The 16,663-nt window shown below is 71.1% G+C and carries 13 protein-coding genes and 2 pseudogenes; 8 read left to right on the forward strand and 7 right to left on the reverse strand.

Annotation, left to right across the window (positions count from 1 at the left end; genetic code table 11):
• The first annotated feature begins 38 nt into the window (after window positions 1–38).
• Window positions 39–281 carry a TIGR02647 family protein gene (locus tag IPI43_05930; protein MBK7773663.1) on the forward strand — a complete coding sequence of 81 codons (243 nt, stop codon included), beginning with the start codon at window positions 39–41 and terminating at the stop codon, window positions 279–281.
• Window positions 282–596: 315 nt separating this feature from the next.
• On the opposite strand, the pseudogene IPI43_05935 reads toward IPI43_05930, so the two are convergent.
• Window positions 597–776, reverse strand: a pseudogene (locus IPI43_05935) (hypothetical protein).
• Between the two features lie 4,378 nt (window positions 777–5,154).
• Here IPI43_05935 and IPI43_05940 point away from each other — a divergent pair.
• A complete protein-coding gene (locus tag IPI43_05940) occupies window positions 5,155–5,478 on the forward strand; it encodes a hypothetical protein (GenBank protein ID MBK7773664.1) in 324 nt (107 codons plus the stop codon).
• A gap of 24 nt (window positions 5,479–5,502) precedes the next feature.
• Here the strand turns inward: IPI43_05940 and IPI43_05945 are convergent, their stop codons facing one another.
• The gene (locus IPI43_05945; protein MBK7773665.1) at window positions 5,503–5,931 is read right to left on the reverse strand and encodes a DoxX family protein; all 429 of its coding nucleotides are present in this window, start codon (window positions 5,929–5,931) and stop codon (window positions 5,503–5,505) included.
• Between the two features lie 103 nt (window positions 5,932–6,034).
• Between IPI43_05945 and IPI43_05950 the strand changes: the two genes are divergently transcribed.
• Genes IPI43_05950 through IPI43_05965 form a run of 4 tightly spaced genes read left to right on the forward strand, consistent with a single transcriptional unit; the run spans window position 6,035 to window position 9,311 of the window.
• Window positions 6,035–6,982, forward strand: a complete 948-nt coding sequence (locus tag IPI43_05950) for a LysR family transcriptional regulator (GenBank protein MBK7773666.1) — start codon at window positions 6,035–6,037, stop codon at window positions 6,980–6,982.
• A 33-nt stretch (window positions 6,983–7,015) separates the two neighbouring features.
• The gene (locus IPI43_05955) at window positions 7,016–7,444 is read left to right on the forward strand and encodes a TPM domain-containing protein (protein ID MBK7773667.1); all 429 of its coding nucleotides are present in this window, start codon (window positions 7,016–7,018) and stop codon (window positions 7,442–7,444) included.
• Window positions 7,441–8,043 carry a hypothetical protein gene (locus tag IPI43_05960; GenBank protein ID MBK7773668.1) on the forward strand — a complete coding sequence of 201 codons (603 nt, stop codon included), beginning with the start codon at window positions 7,441–7,443 and terminating at the stop codon, window positions 8,041–8,043. The genes IPI43_05955 and IPI43_05960 overlap by 4 nt, the downstream gene beginning before the upstream one ends.
• Window positions 8,044–8,048: 5 nt before the next feature.
• Window positions 8,049–9,311 carry a TPM domain-containing protein gene (locus IPI43_05965; GenBank protein ID MBK7773669.1) on the forward strand — a complete coding sequence of 421 codons (1,263 nt, stop codon included), beginning with the start codon at window positions 8,049–8,051 and terminating at the stop codon, window positions 9,309–9,311.
• A gap of 45 nt (window positions 9,312–9,356) precedes the next feature.
• Here IPI43_05965 and IPI43_05970 read toward each other — a convergent pair.
• Window positions 9,357–10,016, reverse strand: a pseudogene (locus IPI43_05970) (hypothetical protein).
• Window positions 10,017–10,031: 15 nt separating this feature from the next.
• Window positions 10,032–10,295 carry a hypothetical protein gene (locus tag IPI43_05975; GenBank protein ID MBK7773670.1) on the reverse strand — a complete coding sequence of 88 codons (264 nt, stop codon included), beginning with the start codon at window positions 10,293–10,295 and terminating at the stop codon, window positions 10,032–10,034.
• 111 nt (window positions 10,296–10,406) lie between these two features.
• On the opposite strand from IPI43_05975, the gene IPI43_05980 reads away from it, so the two are divergent.
• Entirely contained in the window at window positions 10,407–10,859 is a 453-nt protein-coding gene (locus IPI43_05980; protein MBK7773671.1) for a hypothetical protein, read from the forward strand.
• 28 nt (window positions 10,860–10,887) lie between these two features.
• On the opposite strand, the gene IPI43_05985 is transcribed toward IPI43_05980, so the two are convergent.
• Entirely contained in the window at window positions 10,888–11,412 is a 525-nt protein-coding gene (locus IPI43_05985) for a hypothetical protein (protein ID MBK7773672.1), read from the reverse strand.
• 67 nt (window positions 11,413–11,479) lie between these two features.
• Here IPI43_05985 and IPI43_05990 point away from each other — a divergent pair, with 67 nt between their 5' ends.
• Window positions 11,480–12,316 carry a 2,3,4,5-tetrahydropyridine-2,6-dicarboxylate N-succinyltransferase gene (locus tag IPI43_05990; GenBank protein MBK7773673.1) on the forward strand — a complete coding sequence of 279 codons (837 nt, stop codon included), beginning with the start codon at window positions 11,480–11,482 and terminating at the stop codon, window positions 12,314–12,316.
• A 101-nt stretch (window positions 12,317–12,417) separates the two neighbouring features.
• Here the strand turns inward: IPI43_05990 and IPI43_05995 are convergent, their stop codons facing one another.
• Together IPI43_05995 and IPI43_06000 are read right to left on the reverse strand one after the other, a co-directional pair.
• Window positions 12,418–13,206: a hypothetical protein gene (locus IPI43_05995; protein ID MBK7773674.1), complete on the reverse strand. Its 789-nt coding sequence runs from the start codon at window positions 13,204–13,206 to the stop codon at window positions 12,418–12,420.
• A 593-nt stretch (window positions 13,207–13,799) separates the two neighbouring features.
• On the reverse strand, window positions 13,800–16,571 hold the full coding sequence (locus IPI43_06000; protein ID MBK7773675.1) for a vanadium-dependent haloperoxidase: 2,772 nt from the start codon (window positions 16,569–16,571) through the stop codon (window positions 13,800–13,802).
• Between the last annotated feature and the right edge of the window lie 92 nt (window positions 16,572–16,663).

The following is a 16,663-nucleotide window of genomic DNA, read 5'->3' on the forward strand; positions in this document are numbered from 1 at the left end:
CTCTTTACACGGCGGTCCATCCCATCTATCGGTGAGGGATGCTCTTCAAACCGGAACATCTGAGCGAGCTGAACCTGTTGGCGCAGTTCGAAGCGGGCGACCCGTCCATTGGCATCAAGGTGCACTCCACGGCGGCGCCCGAGTCCGTCTCGGCGGCGGCGCGCCTCTACAAGAAGGGGCTCACCACCCAAGTGGACGGCGGCTACCTCACGCCGCTGGGCCTCGACGCGGCACAGCAAGCCCAGACGCTGCTGCGCGTGCTGCGCTACGAAGAGATGTGAAGCGAGGCGGGCCAGGCATCACGCCCGGCCCGCTCCCGTTCAGGCGCCCGCGTTGGGTTTCGCGACCCGGCGGCGGCGGCGCACCACCATCAGGCCGAGCACGCTCATGGCTCCCATGAGCGGCAGCGCGTTGCTTTGGCTCGCACTGGTGGTGACACGGCAGCCACAGCCCCCCGCGCTCGTGGGTGGCGTCTCGCCTGCGTCCACGCCCCCGCCTTGGTCGCCCGAAGACGCGTCCATCATGGCCGCGTCGTCGCCGGCATCGGACACCTCGGCGTCAGCGCCCTGGTCGCTAACTTCGCCCCCATCGGGGAGCGTGTCCGCGTCGGTGGGCACGCCCACATCGGTGATGGTGCCTGCGTCCGTGGCGGTGCCTGCGTCCGTGACGGTGCCTGCATCCGTGGCGGTGCCTGCGTCCGTGGTGGTGCCTGCGTCCATGCTGGTGCCTGCATCGGTGTTGGTGCCTGCGTCCGTGGCGGTGCCCGCGTCCGGCAGCACGACTCCCCCGTCCACGCACGCGGGGTTGGTGGTGTAGCTGCAGGCGTTGCCCGTGCAGGCATCGATGGTGCAGGGGTCGGCGTCACCGCACTGCGCGGCCGACGTGCAGCAGCCCCCGATGGGGTCGAACGCACACGCGTTGCCGGTGCAGAGGTTGGTGGTGCACGCGTTGCCGTCGTCGCACTGCGCGGCCGAGGTGCAGCAGCCCCCGATGGCGTTGAAGGAGCACGCGTTGCCTGCGCACACGTTCGTGGTGCACGCGTTGCTGTCGTCACATTGCGCGGCCGAGGTGCAGCAGCCCCCGATGACGGTGAAGACGCAGGTGTTCGCGCTGCACAGGTCGGCCGTGCACGGGTTCCCGTCGTTGCAGTCGGCCGAGGCGGCGCAGCAACCCGGGATGGGGTTGTGAGCGCACGCGTTGCCGGTGCAGACGTCCGTGGTGCACGCGTTGCCGTCGTTGCACTGAGCGGCCGCGGTGCAGCAGCCCGCGATGGCCGTGTTGCTGCACATGCCCGGCTCGGCGCAGGTGTCCGTGGTGCAGACGTTGGCGTCGCTGCAGTTGAAGGGTGCTGCCGCCACTTGGCAGACGCCGGACGAGCAGGTCTCGTTGCCGTTGCACACGATTCCGTCGGGGCAGGCCGACCCGTTGGGGCGCCGCGCGTCCGAAGGGCAGATCGTGGGGAAGACCGGCCACACCAAGAGCTGGTCCTGGCAGACCTCTTGCGCGTCACACGGCCCGGTGGCCGGGCGGCACACCGTGCCGGGAGCCAGCGAGGTGTTGCCCGGACAGGCGTTGGACATCCCGGTGCAGGTCTCGACCACATCGCACAGGTTGGCGGCGGAGCGACACACCGTCCCAGCCTGGGCTACCACGTCCATGGGGCAGGTCAGCGTGCTCCCGTCGCACGTCTCGGCCACATCGCAGCCGCCAGTCACCGCCGCACGGCAGACCGTCCCGGCGGTGGCCACCGCGTCCGTCGGGCACGACACCTGGACGCCGTCGCATGCCTCTGCGGCGTCACAGGGCACCGTACCGGGGCGGCACACCACCCCAGCGGACGTGACCGTGTCGGTGGGGCAGGCCGCCGACGTCCCGAGGCACATCTCCACGTTGTCACAGGGCCCCGTCGCGGCACGGCAGACCGTGGCGGTCGAAGCGAAGACGCAGCTGCCGTCCACGTAGCCGCCCGCCGCGATGCTGCACGCCGCGCAGTCGCCCGCCACGCCGCCGCCGCACGCCGAGTTGCAGCAGACGCCGTCCACGCACATGCCCGAGCTGCACTGTGCGCCAGTGCTGCACGCCTCACCGCGCGGGGTCATGGGCGAGACGCGCCGCACGAACAGCTGGTCCGACCGAGAGAGCGCGTCGAACGACTCGTAAGCGACGAGGAACTCGTTGTTGCCCACGGACGCCACCTGTCCGAGACCCGTGGCGGCGCGCACCGTGCCGAGGTCGAAGGGCCCCTCCACGAGCCCGCCGTCATGGTTGAGCAGGTAGCCCGCGAGCCCGTTTCCGTTGGTGGAGTGCCCCACCAGGAGCGCCTGCGTGCCGCCCCACGCGAGCGACTGCTGCGTGACGGGCTGCACGCCGAAGGTGAAGGCCAGCTCCGCGCCCGTGGTGCCGTCTTCGAGCACGCTGCGAACACCGAGCGTCCCTGCGGAGGTGCGCCACGAGACGAGCCAGCCCTGGTCGGTGGCCGTGACCTCGGGGATGGTGTCGTCGCCCGCCGCGGTGGTGATGGTGATGGCGTTCTGGTCCAGACGGGTGCCGTTGGAGAGGATGCGCAGCGCATAGATGTCGCGGCCCGTCGTCGCCGAGTTACGGCCGTCGGTCCACACCGCCAGGTGCACGCCCTGGTAGGCATCGGCGGTGATGTCTTCCTTGGTGCCCGCCGCGGCAGAGACCGTGTACGAGGCCCCGAGCGCCCCGGTCGGGCTGACCACACGCGCGATCGAGCCGTTGTAGAACGCCATCAGCCCGCTGCCGTCGAACGAGAGCCGCGGCGAGTCGGAGGTGGCACTGGTCAACACGTTCGCCGTCTGGGTGCCCGTGGGCGAGAACAGGTAGATGCGTGTAGACGGCATGGCGATGGCGAAGCCGTTGGCGGTGGCCTCGACGTGCCCGCGCATGCGTACTTCGTCTGCCAGCGTCGTCGCGGAGAGAACGACCGGGCCGTTGATCACAGTGCCGTCCAGCGCGAGCCACTCGGCGTACAGCGAGCCCGACTCGTGGTGCAGCAGGGCATAGGCGTTCCCGTCGCTGGCCAGACCCTGGGCCGTCATGACGGGCCGCTGGTACTCGAAGGTGGCCGTGGGAGGGGCGGTGGCGGGCTGGCTCAGGTCGTTGAAGTACGCCGAGACGGTGGTGGACTCCACCACGCCGAACGCCTCGTCGTCGCCCCACGCGATGTCGCCGAACGAGAACGAAGGAGTGAGACGCGGATAGGGGCTGACGGCCGGCGCGGACGGCACCCAGACGTTCAGGCTGTGGGTGGTCCCGAGCACGTAGATTTGAAACGCCCCGTCCTGGAAGATGGCCGAGTGCAGGGGCAAGAGGCTGGTGAGCGTGAGCGGCGTCCCCACCAGGGCGCCCTGGGCGTTCACCTCGGCCAGCTGGGTGCGCGCGGACGCCCCGATGCGAGACGTCATCAAGAACCGACCTGCGCTGGCGAACAAGAGCGGGGTGGACTCGGTCTCGTTGGCAACGGTGAACAAGGGGTCGCCGTCGGCGTTCCCCACGGTGCCATCGGCGGCGATGGTGGTGGTGCGGATGTCCAGCGTGGGCGCGTCGATGAACCGGTCGTCCGTGTAGGCGACCAGATACCCCGAGGGGGTGGCCACGGCGGCGGGCGAGTACTGGGCACCCACCGCGGTGGCGATGTTCAGCGGCGTCATGTCCGTGAGCGTCAGGTTGGTGGCGACGCGTGCGCCGAGCACGTTGCGCGTGGTGCCGCTGCCCTGCGTCCAGGTGAGCAGGTATCCCGAGGCGCCGCGCGCCACCTTCACGTCGCTGCCCGCGGTGAGCGCCAACGCCACCGACGAGACGAGCGCACCATTGGTGCCCACGCGATGGACGTTGACCGTGGTCCCGCTCAGGCAGAAGAGCACGATCTCGGTGCCGTTCCAGAACGTGTCGAGCGGGGCACACGTGGACGCCAACCCGGTGACCTCCACGGGGAGCGTGTCCAGGAGGCCGGGGCCGGGCACGGTGAAGAGGCGGTAGTTGAAGGACGTGCTCGCCATGCGGGCCAGCACCAAGTACGTGCTGCCCGTCCAGACGGCCTCCACGTTGCTGTACACGGACGAGATGGTGGTGGGGGTGCGCACCACGGGGCGCAGCGGAGGCCCGATGGTGGGGTCCAGCACGGCCGGGTACTGCACGCGCGCCAGCACCGACGGGTCGATGCGCAGCTCGATGCCCCGCTCGGTCGGCATCGAGAGCACCGCGAAGCGTTCCCCGTCGGCGCCGATCAGCACGCCGTCGGAGTACGCGATGGCGTCGTCGCCGTGACCGAAGAGCACGCCCTGCTCCGCCCGCCGCGCTGCCCCGAGGCCACTGGCCGCCACCTCGATGACGAAGTCGCCGCGCCCCTCGGGCTCTGACGGGATGAGCCACGACTGCTCCACGGACCCTGCGGAGGCCGTGATGACCTCGGTCACCTCGCCGCGCTCGGTCTGCATGCGGGTGGCGTCACCGCCCTCGGTCCACGCCGCGTCGCGCGCGTTGGCCATCGAACGGCCGCGCCCCACACGGGTGGTGGCGAGCGTGAGAGCCGCCGCGCCTGCTGGGCGACGCACCTCGATGCCCTCCGCGAGCAGCGCGACGCGCGTGCCATCGCGCAGGGTGGTGGTTCCGTCTCGGAAGGCGGCGGGCTGGGATGCGTCGGGGGTGACGACGAGCGCCGGCGCAGGAGTGGTGGCGACGGGGCGCGTGCTCGCGGACCCCGTGGGAGACGCGGTCTCGTCGTGTTCGCACCCGGCCACCAGGAGGCCGATGACGAGGACGGCGCGCGCCACGCGCGGGACGAGGGGGCAAGCGAGGCTGTGAGTCATGGCTGACTTCCTGGGGCGGGACCGAGTGGGGGAGGCGATGGACCACCCGAACCCGATCGACCCCGTGCCCTGCCTCCCAGCCATGCCGAGAGGCAGACCGTCGTCCACCTCAGTTCATCCAGTCCATCCCGAGCGGGTGACAGCGCTGTGCGCTGCATCACGAGAATACCGACACTGGCCGCCCGGCGCCAGCCGCCCGCTTCTGGCAGGTGCGCTCCATCACGATGACGTCGTGACGACGGCGACTGCACCGTTCTGAGCGAACTTCGCGCGCTGCACCCCTCCAGCAGGCGTGGCCCGGATGTTGCTGGCTTGCCGGATCATGCCCAACACCGAGACCACCCCCGAGACCCCCTTCGAACCCACCAGCTTGCGCGAGTCACTGCACGCGGTGCGCGACGAGCTCCGCACGCTGGCCGACGAGATCCGCGTGCGCGCCCACTTGGGCGGCATGGACGCGAAAGACGCCTGGGCGCGCGCCGAGGAGCGGCTGTTCACGTTCGAGCAACAAGCCCTGGCCTTCGGCGCCGACGCGAAGGTGGAGCTGCAGAACGCGGAAGGGGAGCTGATCCACGCTTGGGGCGACCTCAAGGTGGAGCTGCTCCGCATTCGCGACTTGTTGTCGGGCGCCGACAACGCCGCGTGAGATGCGGCGTGCTTCAGCGGGCGCTCAGTGCGCGGGCACTGCGGCAGCGCTCGGGGTGCTGAGCGCGGCCGGCTCCACGCGAGCGCGCAGCATGGGGGCGAACGCGTCACGGTAGAAGTAGGCCAGCGCCACCTCGAGGGCGAGCAGCACCAAGGGGAGGCCCAACCCGCCACCGGCGAGCAGCGCGTGGAACGCGACGATGTTCACGAGGATGGGGGCCAATAGGGTGAGCGCGAGCGGGACGAAGCGGTTGCTGAGCAGCAGCGCGCCGGCCAGCACCTCCGTGCCCTTGATGAGCGGGAACATGTAGCCGGTGACGAAGAGCGCGCCGAGGAAGTCGGCCGGCGCGCCGCTCATGGGGGGCTGCGGGAGGAACTGCAGGAAGCCGTTCAGGCCGAAGACGAGGAACGCGAGGCCGAGGCCGAGGCGAGCGATGGTGGGGAGCTTGTTCATGGTGGTCACCTTGTGTGGTTGGAAGAGGTGACTGGAATCTAGTTGTTGCTCTGAGATGCGGTAGAGCGTGCCTTGCCAACTCTTTGTTGCTATCAGGACAACGATGGACCTGAACCACGTTGCCGTGTTTGCCGAGGTGGTGCGCGCCGGGAGCTTCACCGCTGCGGCCGCCAGCCTGGGCCTGCCCAAGTCGTCGGTGAGCCGCACGGTGGCGCGCCTCGAGGACGACCTGGGCGTGCGGCTGCTGCATCGCACCACGCGGGCGCTGGGCCTCACCGACGCGGGGCGCGTGTACTACGAGCGCGTGCAGCGGGCGCTCGGGGCGCTGAGCGAGGCCGCCAGTGATGCCGCGGGCGACACCCTCGAGCCGCGTGGCCTGGTGCGCATGACGGCGCCGCCCGACATGGGGGCCATGGAGCTGGTGGGCATGCTGGCGCGCTTTCGCAGCGACCACCCCGAGATCACCGTGGAGGTGGCGCTCTCGGGGCGCTTCGTGGACCTGGTGGAAGAGGGCTTCGACCTCGCCATTCGCGGCGGGCGCCTGGACGACTCCACGCTGGTGGCGCGCAAGATCGGCACCACCGACTTTGCTCTGTACGCGGCGCCGGGCTACCTGGCGCGGCGCGGTGCGCCGCAGACGCTGGACCAGCTGAGCGAGCACGACTGCATCTACTACAAGGGTCGCGAGGCGCGCGCGGCGTGGCGGCTCACCGGCCCGAACGGCGTGGAGGAGCGCGTGGAGCTGCGCGCCGTGCTCATGGCCGACGACCTGGGTTTCATTCGCCGCGCCGTGGAGAGCGGCATGGGCATTGGGCTCCTGCCCATCTTGGTAGAGACGCGCTGCAACGCGCACGCGCGCTCCGAGGAGCTGGTGCGCGTGCTCCCGGAGTACGCCAACGTGGGCGGCTCGCTGTTCGTGGTGACGCCGCCGCTCGAACACGCGCCGCTGCGGGTCACCCTGCTGCGTGACTTCCTGATCGCCGAGTTCTCGCAGCGCTACCGCACGGACCCGCCACCGAAGGCGAGCCCGGCGCGGCGGCGAAAAAGCTGAACGCTGCGGCACGGGCGTGGGACACTCGCGGGCATGTTCAGCGAGCTCGAAGAGCAGCGCGTCGTGAGGGCCATCGCGAACGCCGAGCGCGGTAACCGCGGTGAGGTGCAGGTGCGCGTGGAGCGGCGCTGCGCGGGGGACGCGCTCACCCGGGCGAAGGCGCTGTACAAGCTGGCCGGGCTCGAGGGCACCGAAGACGACACGGGCGTGCTGTTGTACATCGCGAGCGAGAGCCGCGTGTCGGCGGTGTACTGCGGGGCCGGAGTGCACACACGCTCCGAGGCGAGCTTCTGGCAGGGCGTGAGTGACCGCGTGGCCGCCGGGTACCGCACGGGGCAGCCGGTGGATGGCATCTGCGACGCGCTCGGCCACATCGGCGACCTGCTGCGCACGCTGCTGCCCGGACGCGATGCCGCGGGCAACGAGCGGCCCGACACGCTGCACACCGAGGAGACCGCATGACCGGCGCAGCCAGCGAGACCGCGCTCGACGAGCTGACGCCCGACGTGTTTCTGTGTGTGGGCTGCGGCGCGCAGGTGTCCTTCGAGGACGTGGGGGATGGCTCGGGCAGCGGCACGCTCCTCGATCGCGCCACGTGCCCTTACTGCGAGGTGGTCAACGACCGCGCGCTTGCGCTCCTGCGCAAGCAGCAGGCGCGGGAGCGTCACGAGGCGCGGTTGCGCGAGGAGCGGCGCAAGCAGGTGCGCCTGTTCGCGGCCGTGGCCGCGCTCGCGCTGCTGGTGCTGCTGGGTATGGCCGGCGCCAACACCCACGCGGAGCTGCGCGACCTCCACGCCCAGGTGGAGCGCGCACGTGCCCAAGTGGAGAACGTGCGAGAGCGCCAGGTGGCGGTGGTGGCGCGCCTGGCCAGCGCCGAGGCCAGCGCCGGGCGCGAGGCCGAGCTGAGCGGCGCCGAGAACCGCGTGCGCATCGAGCGAGCGCGCTATGACGAGGCGGCTGCCGCCTACAACGCGGCGGCCGGGAGCGCGTGGGCGGGCCTGTGCGTGACGGCGTCCGGCCTGCCCGAGCGCGCGGCGCTCTCGAACGAGGCACACTGGTGAGCCGCATGCCACACCACCTCGCGCGGCCATTCGCCGTCATCGCATGGCTCGCGCTGTGCCTCGTGGGTCTGCTGCCGGCTCCATCGCAAGCGCAGTTCCCGGGCGTGGACGTGCCCCTCATCGACGCGCCCGTGACGGACCTGAGCGGCGTCCTGAGCAGCGAGGCCATCCGCACGTTGTCGGCGGAGCTGGTGCGCCACCGCGAGGCCACCGGGGTGCAGCTGGCCGTGCTGGTCGTCGACAGCACGGGCGTCGAGCCCATCGAAGACTACGCGCTGCGCGTAGCCACCCACTGGCGAGGCGGCACTGCCACCGGTGATGAGGGCGCGCTCTACGTGCTGGCCGTGCAGGACCGACGTCAGCGCCTCGAGGTGGGCTACGGGCTCGAGGGCCGCATCCCCGACCGCGTGGCCGCGCGCATCCTCGAAGAGGCCATCCCGTACCTGCGCCGCGAGTCCTACCAAGGCGCCGTCGAGGCGGTGGTGCGCAGCGTGGTCGTGGTCACGGGCGACATGGCGCCCATCGACGAGCCTCTACCCCCCGAACCCGGCACGCTGGGCGGGCTCGGCGGAAGGTTCGTCTATGCTGGCATTGCGCTGCTGGGCACGTTCATCGGGAGCCGCCTCCGACGCAAGGGAGCGGCGGCACGCACCCAGGAGCTGGCGCTGGGCCTCACCTCGTCGGCACACCACGGCCTGCTGTGGATGGCGCTCTACCTCCTGGTGAGCGGGACCGGGGCCGGGTTGCTGGGCTTCGGCTGGTTCCACTACCTGGGCGCGTTCGTGGGCTTACTGGCGGGCTGGCGCTTCGCTTGGGACAGCATCCCGATAACGGGGCACTACCTATTCATGGTCACCATGTTCACGGTGGTCACCACGAACTCGATCACCGGGCTCTCCGGCGAGCCTGTGCTCGGACTCTTGGTGGCGTTCGCCGCGCAGGTCTTCATCACGAGAATGTACGGCGGCGTGGACCGCGGCAGCCACACCCGCTTTTCGGCGAGCGGCGTGAAGGACGAGGGGAAGGAATTCCACGACCTCCTGCGGGCCAAATACTCATCGAGCAGTCCATCGAGGTCGTTCTGGGGATCGTCGTTCGGGTCGTCGGGCTCGTCCTCTGGATCGTCAGGCTCGTCCTCCGGATCCTCCCGATCGTCCCGAAGCTCATCGAGCTCGTCCCGAAGCTCATCGCGATCGTCGGGAGGCTCCTCGGGGTACAGCGGCGGCGGCGGTGGCTTTGGGGGAGGCGGCGCCAGCTCGAGCTGGTGAGGCAGCCTTCGCACCGCCGGGCGCGCGAGAGCGCTTGGTGCCGAACCACAGCGTGTGCCGCGTGCCGCGCTTGCCGTGCGCGTAGACCTGCACCTCCTCCACGTCGAAGCCCGCCTTGGCCACGCGCTTGGCGAACGCTTCGTCGGCTTCGGCAGACCAGATGGCCAACACCCCCGCAGGACGCAGCGCCTCGTGCGCCACCTGCAAGCCAGCGGGCGTGTACAGCCAGCCGTTGCGGCGCTGCGTGAGCCCGTCGGGGCCGTTGTCCACGTCGAGCATGATGGCGTCGAAGCCGGCCGGCTCGCTCTTGATGAGCTTGGCCACGTCCACGATGCGCACCTCGGTGCGTGGGTCCGAGAGCGGCATGCCGGACTTCTCGCCGAGCGGCCCGCGGTTCCACTCCACCACGCCGGGCACCAGCTCCGCGACCACCACCGTGGACCGTGGGCCCAGCGCCGCGAGCGACGAGGCGAGCGTGAAGCCCATGCCGAGACCGCCCACCAGCACCCGAGTGTGTGCACGGCTGGCCACGCGCTCGCAGGCCAGCTTCCCGAGGGCATCCTCCGAGCCGTGCATGCGCGTGCTCATCAGCGGCACGTTGGTGCCGCCCTCGATGCGGATGACGAAGTCCTCGCCGTCGCGGTAGAGGCCCAGGCTGCCGCTCTCGCCGGGCAGCGAGGCGGTGTCGATCAGGACGGGGCGCATGCTTGGCCGCAGCGCCTAGCGGTCGCCGCTCTGTACCTTGGCGCGCGGCGCGTGGGCCTGGCCGCCGCCAGCGAGGGCCTGGTTGCTGCTGGCCGCGCGCTTGGTGGAAGCGCCCTCCACCACCTCGAGGGTGCCGGCCTCGATGAGCTTCTTGATGGGCGGGTGCTCGAGCGCGTCCTCGCGGACGTTGGCTTGGCGGGTGCCCCCCAGGAAGAGCGTCTTGCCGCCCGGCAGGCTGAGGCGCATCGGCTTCGGGGTCTTGTTGAGGAGAGACTTCATGGTCGGGCCAGCATGCACAATTCCGGGGCCGCGACAGGCGACGACGGCGGGGCGCCCACCCGGAAGCGCCAGACCCTTGCCGTGGGCGCTGCGGGCGGCGACGCTGTGCACATGTCCCGACGCATTCTCGGTGCCCCCCTCGCGCTCGCGCTCGGCGCGGTGCTCGTGCTCACCAGCCTCGTGCTGGCGCCTGCCTCGGTGGCGGCCTGCTCGTGTGCGTGGTTCGATGCCCCCACCGCGCGGGACCAGGCCATACACGTCTTCGAGGGCGTGCTGGTGAACGCCATCCCCGCGAGCGACGCCGCTCCCGGACGGGCCGTCTTCCGCGTAGACCGCGTGTGGAAGGGTCGCGTCAGCCGCACGTTCACGGTGCAGGCCACCATCGGGCTCACCATGTGCCCGCCGCACCTCGAGGTGGGCCAGCGCTACATCCTCTACACGGCCGGCTCCGATGCTGCTCCGCGCGTGGAGGCCTGCACCCGCTTCGCCGGGGGCGAGAGCCTCGAGACCGAGCGTCGCGCGCTGGGCACACCCACGCAGACTTATCCGACCACGGCCCCCTGAGTCACTCGGCGCCCAGGAGGCGCACGCGTCACTCGCGGCGATGGTCGCGCCAGGCGAGCGCGCGCCACCCTGAAGCGGTGCGGCGCACGGCCACGGTGTAGAGCATGAACGTCTCCTCGCCCTCCTCACCCGTGACGGTGCACGACGCGTCGACCTCGGTGGTGGCGCTCAGCTCTTCGATCAGCGCCTCGATGCGCGCCGCTTCCTCGTCGGAGTCGTCCACCATGGGCGGTGGGATGGCGATCGCGGAGTAGCCTGGCCCCTCGCTCAGCTCGGGCGTGCAGCCTGACGGCACGGCACCGAACAGCGTCTGGAGCTCCGGCCCCGAGGGCAGCCGCTCCGCGAACTCTGCGTCGACGGCCGCCGCGAGGCCCCCGTCATCGCCCGCAGCGGCGAGGCTCCCGAGGTGCTGCACGAACGCCGTGGCGGTGGGAAAGTCCTGCGGCTGCTCGGCGGGCGCGGTGGCCGGCGCGGGCGCGGGCGAGCTGGCACACGCGGCAGCAGCGAGGGACAGGAGCACGGCGAGCGTCGGGAGGGAGCGCGGTCGAGGCATGCCACAGCATAGAACACGTGGGCACGCTCGTTCGCGTCTCCGGCGGGTCGCTGCTATACGGGCTGCCATGAGCGAACCGAACACCGTGCTTCAGTCTCTCGTCGAGGCTGCCTTTCAGGACCGCGAGCAGCTGAAGAACGCTGCCCACCGCGACGCCGTGCTCGAGACGGTGGAGCTGGTGGACAAGGGCAAGCTGCGCGTGGCCACGCCGCCCACCACCGAGGACGGCGAGTGGACCGTGAACGCGTGGATCAAGCAGGCCATCCTGCTGTACTTCGCCGTGCGCGGGATGGAGACCATGGAGGTCGGCCCGTTCGAGTTCTACGACAAGATCCCGCTCAAGAAGAACCTGGCCGCTCAGGGCGTGCGCGTGGTCCCGCCGGGCACCGTTCGTTACGGCGCCCACATGGAGCCCACGGCCATCCTGATGCCGGGCTACGTGAACATCGGCGCCTACGTGGGCGCGGGCACCATGGTGGACACCTGGGCCACCGTGGGCAGCTGCGCGCAGATCGGCAAGCACGTGCACCTCTCGGGCGGCGTGGGCATCGGCGGCGTGCTCGAGCCGCCGGGCGCCACGCCGGTCATCATCGAGGACGGCGCCTTCATCGGCTCGCGCGCCATCGTGGTGGAGGGCTGCCGCATCGGCCGCGAGGCCGTGTTGGGCGCCAACGTGGTCATCACGTCCAGCACCAAGATCATCGACGTGACGGGGCCCGAGCCCGTGGAGCACCACAAGTTCGTGCCGCCGCGCTCCGTGGTCATCCCGGGCACGCGCCCGAAGACGTTCCCGGCCGGCGAGTACGGCGTGCCCTGCGCGCTCATCATCGGGCGCCGTCAGGCCAGCACGGACACCAAGGTGTCGCTCAACGAGGCGCTGCGCGACTTCGGCGTCAGCGTCTAAGGCGTCTGGTCCGAGGTGTTGGGGGCAACCCTTGCGAGCTGACGGCGTCCCACGTACCAGCTCGCGCCGAGAGCCCCAAAGAGCACTGCGAACCCTGTCCCCTAGCCGCGAGCGCCGTCTCGGGGGGGGCGGCCCCGCGGCGCGTGGAACACCAAGGGCAGCAGCGAGGCGGTCAGCGCGGGCTGCCGCGTGCGCAACGCCAGTGTGATCACGAGGGCGGAGACCGCGAGCAGGGGGCCCACCGCGTGGACGGCGGTGAGCGCCTGGCCGGCATCTGGCGTCCACACCGCCAGGTAGAGCGACGCGAGCGCACCCAGCAGGAGCCGCGGGCGAGCCCGCTCGTCGGCCACGAAGCGTGTGGGTGCGGGCACGTGGTCGACGATGGGCACGTTGCGGTACGGGTGCGGTGCCTCCTGCACGGCGGGGGGCGCCGCCTTCACCAGCAGCGAGCGCCCGGCACCCACGGCCAGCGTGACGGCCGTCATGAGCGCGGTGACCCAGAAGTGCTGCGGAGCCATCAGGCAGCCCAGCGCCAGCGCGCACGCCGCGAGCCCGTGCACGTGAGCCTCGTGGCGCATGAAGGGGACCGCGAGGAGCAAGCCCGCCGGCAGCAGCACCAGCGACACGCGGTAGGTGGGGGCCCAATAGAGCACGTGGCACAGCAAGAGCGCGCCCCAGATGGCCCACGTGGCGTGCATGGCGCGACGGCCGCGGTCGTCCCAGCCGGCGCGGCTGATCACCTTGCGGTCGGTCCACAGCGCGCCCGCCAGCACGGCGAAGGTCCACCCGCAGACCAGCACGGCGCGCGCGCCAGGGGCGAGCTCGCGCAGCACGTGCGGGATGAACGCCAGGCCCACGGCGCCCAGCAACGGAACGGCGCTCGCCGACACCGAGGGCCGTAGCTGCAGCGCCAGCGCGAGCCCCGCGAGCTTGGCCACGAACAGCGCGAGATGGCAGATGCGACCAAGCCCGCAGTCCCGAGGAACGTGCAGGTCTCCACGTGGAGCGTCAGGTCGCCCTGATAGAACACCGCGATGAGCCCCAGCATGACCGCGGAGCGGCGCTGCCCGATGCGCGTGAGGAACGCGGCGCCCGCGATGAGTGACAGCGCGTACACCTCGGCGAGCGCACCCACTGCGAGCGCGCCGCTCAGGTTGGCGACGCGCGCGGCCTCGCGGGAGATGAGCCAGATGCCGGCGAGCACCAGCGCGGCGCTCAGCAGGTAGAAGGGGTTGTACTCCACCAGCCAGCGGTGCAGCAGCGCCTCGGTGGGCGAGCGCGGTGGGTGGGCTGCGGGGGGCTCGAAGTCAGCGATTGGGTCGTGGTGGTCCATGCCGGAGGGCGCAGTGCAACGGCGGTGCCACGCGTGCGGGCAGGTTGAAGTGCGGGTATTCGCGACCACCCTCGGCCCCCGAACGCCAGAACGGCAGCCCCGCCCTCGCGTTGGCTGCCGTTCTGACAGGGGCTCACGCGTGGTGCGCGCTCAGGGAATGGTGCCGGTGATGTACTGCTCCGCCAGGGCCGCTGCCTCGGCGCCGATGGTGGCGCCGTTGATGCGGCCGATGCGGTCATCCGGCCAGATGTGGATGCCGCCGTAGAGGCGCGACTGACCAGCCTGGTCGGCGGCGTCCGCGTAGCGTGCCCACTGGAGGCGCACGTCCACGCTGGGGCCGTTCTCGAAGATGAGGTACTGGTTGGCCGGAGCCACGTACTCGTGGAAGCCACCCGGGAAGTAGGGGCTGTTGGTGTAGTCGGTGAGCGCTGCCGCGGCGGCGTGACTGAACGTGCTGTGGCCCGAGATGAAGCCCGGGAACGCGGGCGTCACGAACGTGCGGCGCTGATACGGGATCCACTCGAGGGCGCGCATCCAGCCCACCGGTGTGTAGGTGTTGGCGCGGTCACCCGGCTCGCCACGCCAGGCGCGCACGGCCAGCTCGCCCACGTACCAGCGCAGGTGCTCGTGGCGCTCGCCGGGGGCCGAGCTCTCTTCCGTGATGACCTCGATCAGGTCGTCGATGAGCGGGAGCCCACCGGCGTTGAAGTTGGGCAGTGTGTTGTCCGTGCGCTGGCCGAGCTGGGCCATGTGGCGGATCAGCGTGATGGGACGGGGCGCCAGGCTGTCGCGCTTCAGCTCCCAGGCCACGATGGCCGCGTCGTGCGTGGCCCCGGTGACCGTCAGGTAGAGGCCCACATCCCACGCGAGGCGGTCCACCGCTGCGCCTCCGAAGGGGCGCAGGTCGGCGGGGGCGAGCTCATCGCTGATGTCGGTGGCGAGCACGGCCCAGTGACCGGGCGGCGTCTCCGAGGCCGGGCCATCCGCCCAGAACTCGGCCACCACACGCGCGAAGTCGCCGCGCGGCACCATGTTGGCCGCATAGGGCTGGCCGGTGACGGGGTTGTTGCCGTAGCCGGTGCCCGCGTCCGAACCGAGCGGGTTGTTGCCGAAGACGGTGGGCGAGATGTCCATCATCACGCCGTCGTCCACGTCGAGGTGCGCCGTACGCTGAATGACCTGCACCACCCAGTCCACCATCTCCGTGTCGTCGATGCTGGGGTACGTGCCCATCGGGTCGCCGTAGAGCCCGGAGGTCATGTCGCGCGTGGCGGCGAAGGGCTCGACCTCGCGCCAGTGCGCGCCGATGTAGGGCTGCACGCTGGTCTCGAGCACGATGCCGTTCTGGGTCTCGGCCGTGGACAGGTTGAGCTGCTGCCAGATGTCCACGTTGGTGGCGTTGGTGCCCAGCCGGTCCACCACCATGGGCGGGTTCGTCGGGGTCCAGCCGGTGGTGTCCATGTAGCCGTTGGCCTCGTTGGCGCCGTCGTTCGCGAAGTTGGCGATGACCCCGTAGCCAATGCGGTTGCCCACGGCGACGGGCGTGTTGCCCACGGCGGTCTCGTCGTCCGGGTCGAGGCCCAGCACGCCCATGAACTCCTGGTAGCAGTCGAGCGACATCGCGCCGCCGATGGCCGTGGCGTAGCGGTGCTGCAGCACGCGCAGCGCGGCGTACGAGATGGCGGTGTCCACGTCGGACGGCAGGCTGGCCGTCTGGGTCTCGTCGAGCACCACGCCCCGCGCCGTGGCGTCGTAGGCAGCCCACGCGTCGTACATGGCCACGGCCACGTGGTGCAGGTTGCGCGCGTGCTTGGGGGGGTGCGGGATGTCGCGGCGAATGGAGTTGATCAGCTGCTCCTGCCAGCGACGCGCCATGCTGCCCGTGGGCTCGGGGTCGATGGCCGCCGGGGGACACACCGTGGAGGGCGGGACAACGGGATCGGGCACCCACGGCGTGGCCACATCGGCCGAGGTGCACACGACGCCCATGTTCAGGGCGGGGGTGAGCACTGCGCCGCCCACGGCCCACAGGTTCTCGTCCGGAGCGCTGTAGAGCGCGTGCACCGAGTTGGGGGGCGTCTCGAAGCCGAGGTCCACTTCCTCCCAGCGCCCGCGTCGCGCGCTACGTGCGGCGTACGCGCCCTCGCCGGCCACCCACACCGTTCCGTCGGCCGCGACGGTCACCGCCTGGAGCAGCGGCGCGCCCACGGGCGCGTCGTCCACGAAACCGCTCTCGCCGCCGCGCAGGACCACACCCGTGCTGCGCCCGCCGACGATGACCACCTCACGCCGGCTTCCGGTGACGGTGAAGAGCACGGCGTCCGTACCCGAGGGCACCACCGCGAGGGCGTCGCCGTCCCAGTGCAGGATGGTGCCGTTGCTGCCCACGATCCAGACGTCGTCCGCGTCGCGGCCCCACACCTTGAAGAGCGCGGGCAGCTCGCCCGTGTCGGTGCGCGGGATGTCGCTGGGCAGGCCCACCTCGCTCCAGGCGGTGCCGTTCCAGCGCCACACGAAGCCGTCGCGACCGGCGAAGCCGCCCACGGCCCACATGTCGTCCGGGGTGGCGCCCCACACACCGAAGACCGTGTTGCCGAAGAAGGGCGGCGTGGGCAGGCGCGTGGCCACGCCGTCGTCCATGCGCAGCACGCTGGCCCCACCGCCCGAGAGGAACACGGGGCCGTCCGGGAACGCGTGCACCCACCAGAGGTCGTGCAGGATGCCGGTGTCCACGGTGGTCCAGTCGGCGCCGTCGAAGCGCAGCGCCAGCGGGCGCGCGGCGGGCGCGGGCTGTGCCCCCACCAGCCAGACGTCGTTCGGCGCCGATGCGGCCACGGACAGCACGGCCGCGCGCGGATCGCTGGCGGCTGGATCGAAGGGCGGGGCGGGGCGGATGTCTCCCCCACCAGAGCACGCGCTCACCGAGGTGAGCAATAAGGCAAGCGACGAAGCCGCGCCGAGAGGACGCCATCCAAGAGGACCCATCGGCGAATGGTGCCAGGCGCTTGATCCGC

Source organism: Sandaracinaceae bacterium, from assembly GCA_016706685.1.
GTDB lineage: Bacteria > Myxococcota_A > Polyangia > Polyangiales > Houyiibacteriaceae > JADJJE01.

Bases quoted from the DNA above. Each gene is read 5' to 3' on its own strand.
- IPI43_05950 (MBK7773666.1), top strand. From the start codon at position 6,035: ATGGACCTGAACCACGTTGCCGTGTTTGCCGAGGTGGTGCGCGCCGGG.
- IPI43_05990 (MBK7773673.1), top strand. From the start codon at position 11,480: ATGAGCGAACCGAACACCGTGCTTCAGTCTCTCGTCGAGGCTGCCTTT.
- IPI43_05955 (MBK7773667.1), top strand. From the start codon at position 7,016: ATGTTCAGCGAGCTCGAAGAGCAGCGCGTCGTGAGGGCCATCGCGAAC.
- IPI43_05965 (MBK7773669.1), top strand. From the start codon at position 8,049: ATGCCACACCACCTCGCGCGGCCATTCGCCGTCATCGCATGGCTCGCG.
- IPI43_05940 (MBK7773664.1), top strand. From the start codon at position 5,155: ATGCCCAACACCGAGACCACCCCCGAGACCCCCTTCGAACCCACCAGC.
- IPI43_05960 (MBK7773668.1), top strand. From the start codon at position 7,441: ATGACCGGCGCAGCCAGCGAGACCGCGCTCGACGAGCTGACGCCCGAC.
- IPI43_05975 (MBK7773670.1), bottom strand. From the start codon at position 10,295: ATGAAGTCTCTCCTCAACAAGACCCCGAAGCCGATGCGCCTCAGCCTG.
- IPI43_05980 (MBK7773671.1), top strand. From the start codon at position 10,407: ATGTCCCGACGCATTCTCGGTGCCCCCCTCGCGCTCGCGCTCGGCGCG.
- IPI43_05945 (MBK7773665.1), bottom strand. From the start codon at position 5,931: ATGAACAAGCTCCCCACCATCGCTCGCCTCGGCCTCGGCCTCGCGTTC.
- IPI43_05930 (MBK7773663.1), top strand. From the start codon at position 39: ATGCTCTTCAAACCGGAACATCTGAGCGAGCTGAACCTGTTGGCGCAG.
- IPI43_05985 (MBK7773672.1), bottom strand. From the start codon at position 11,412: ATGCCTCGACCGCGCTCCCTCCCGACGCTCGCCGTGCTCCTGTCCCTC.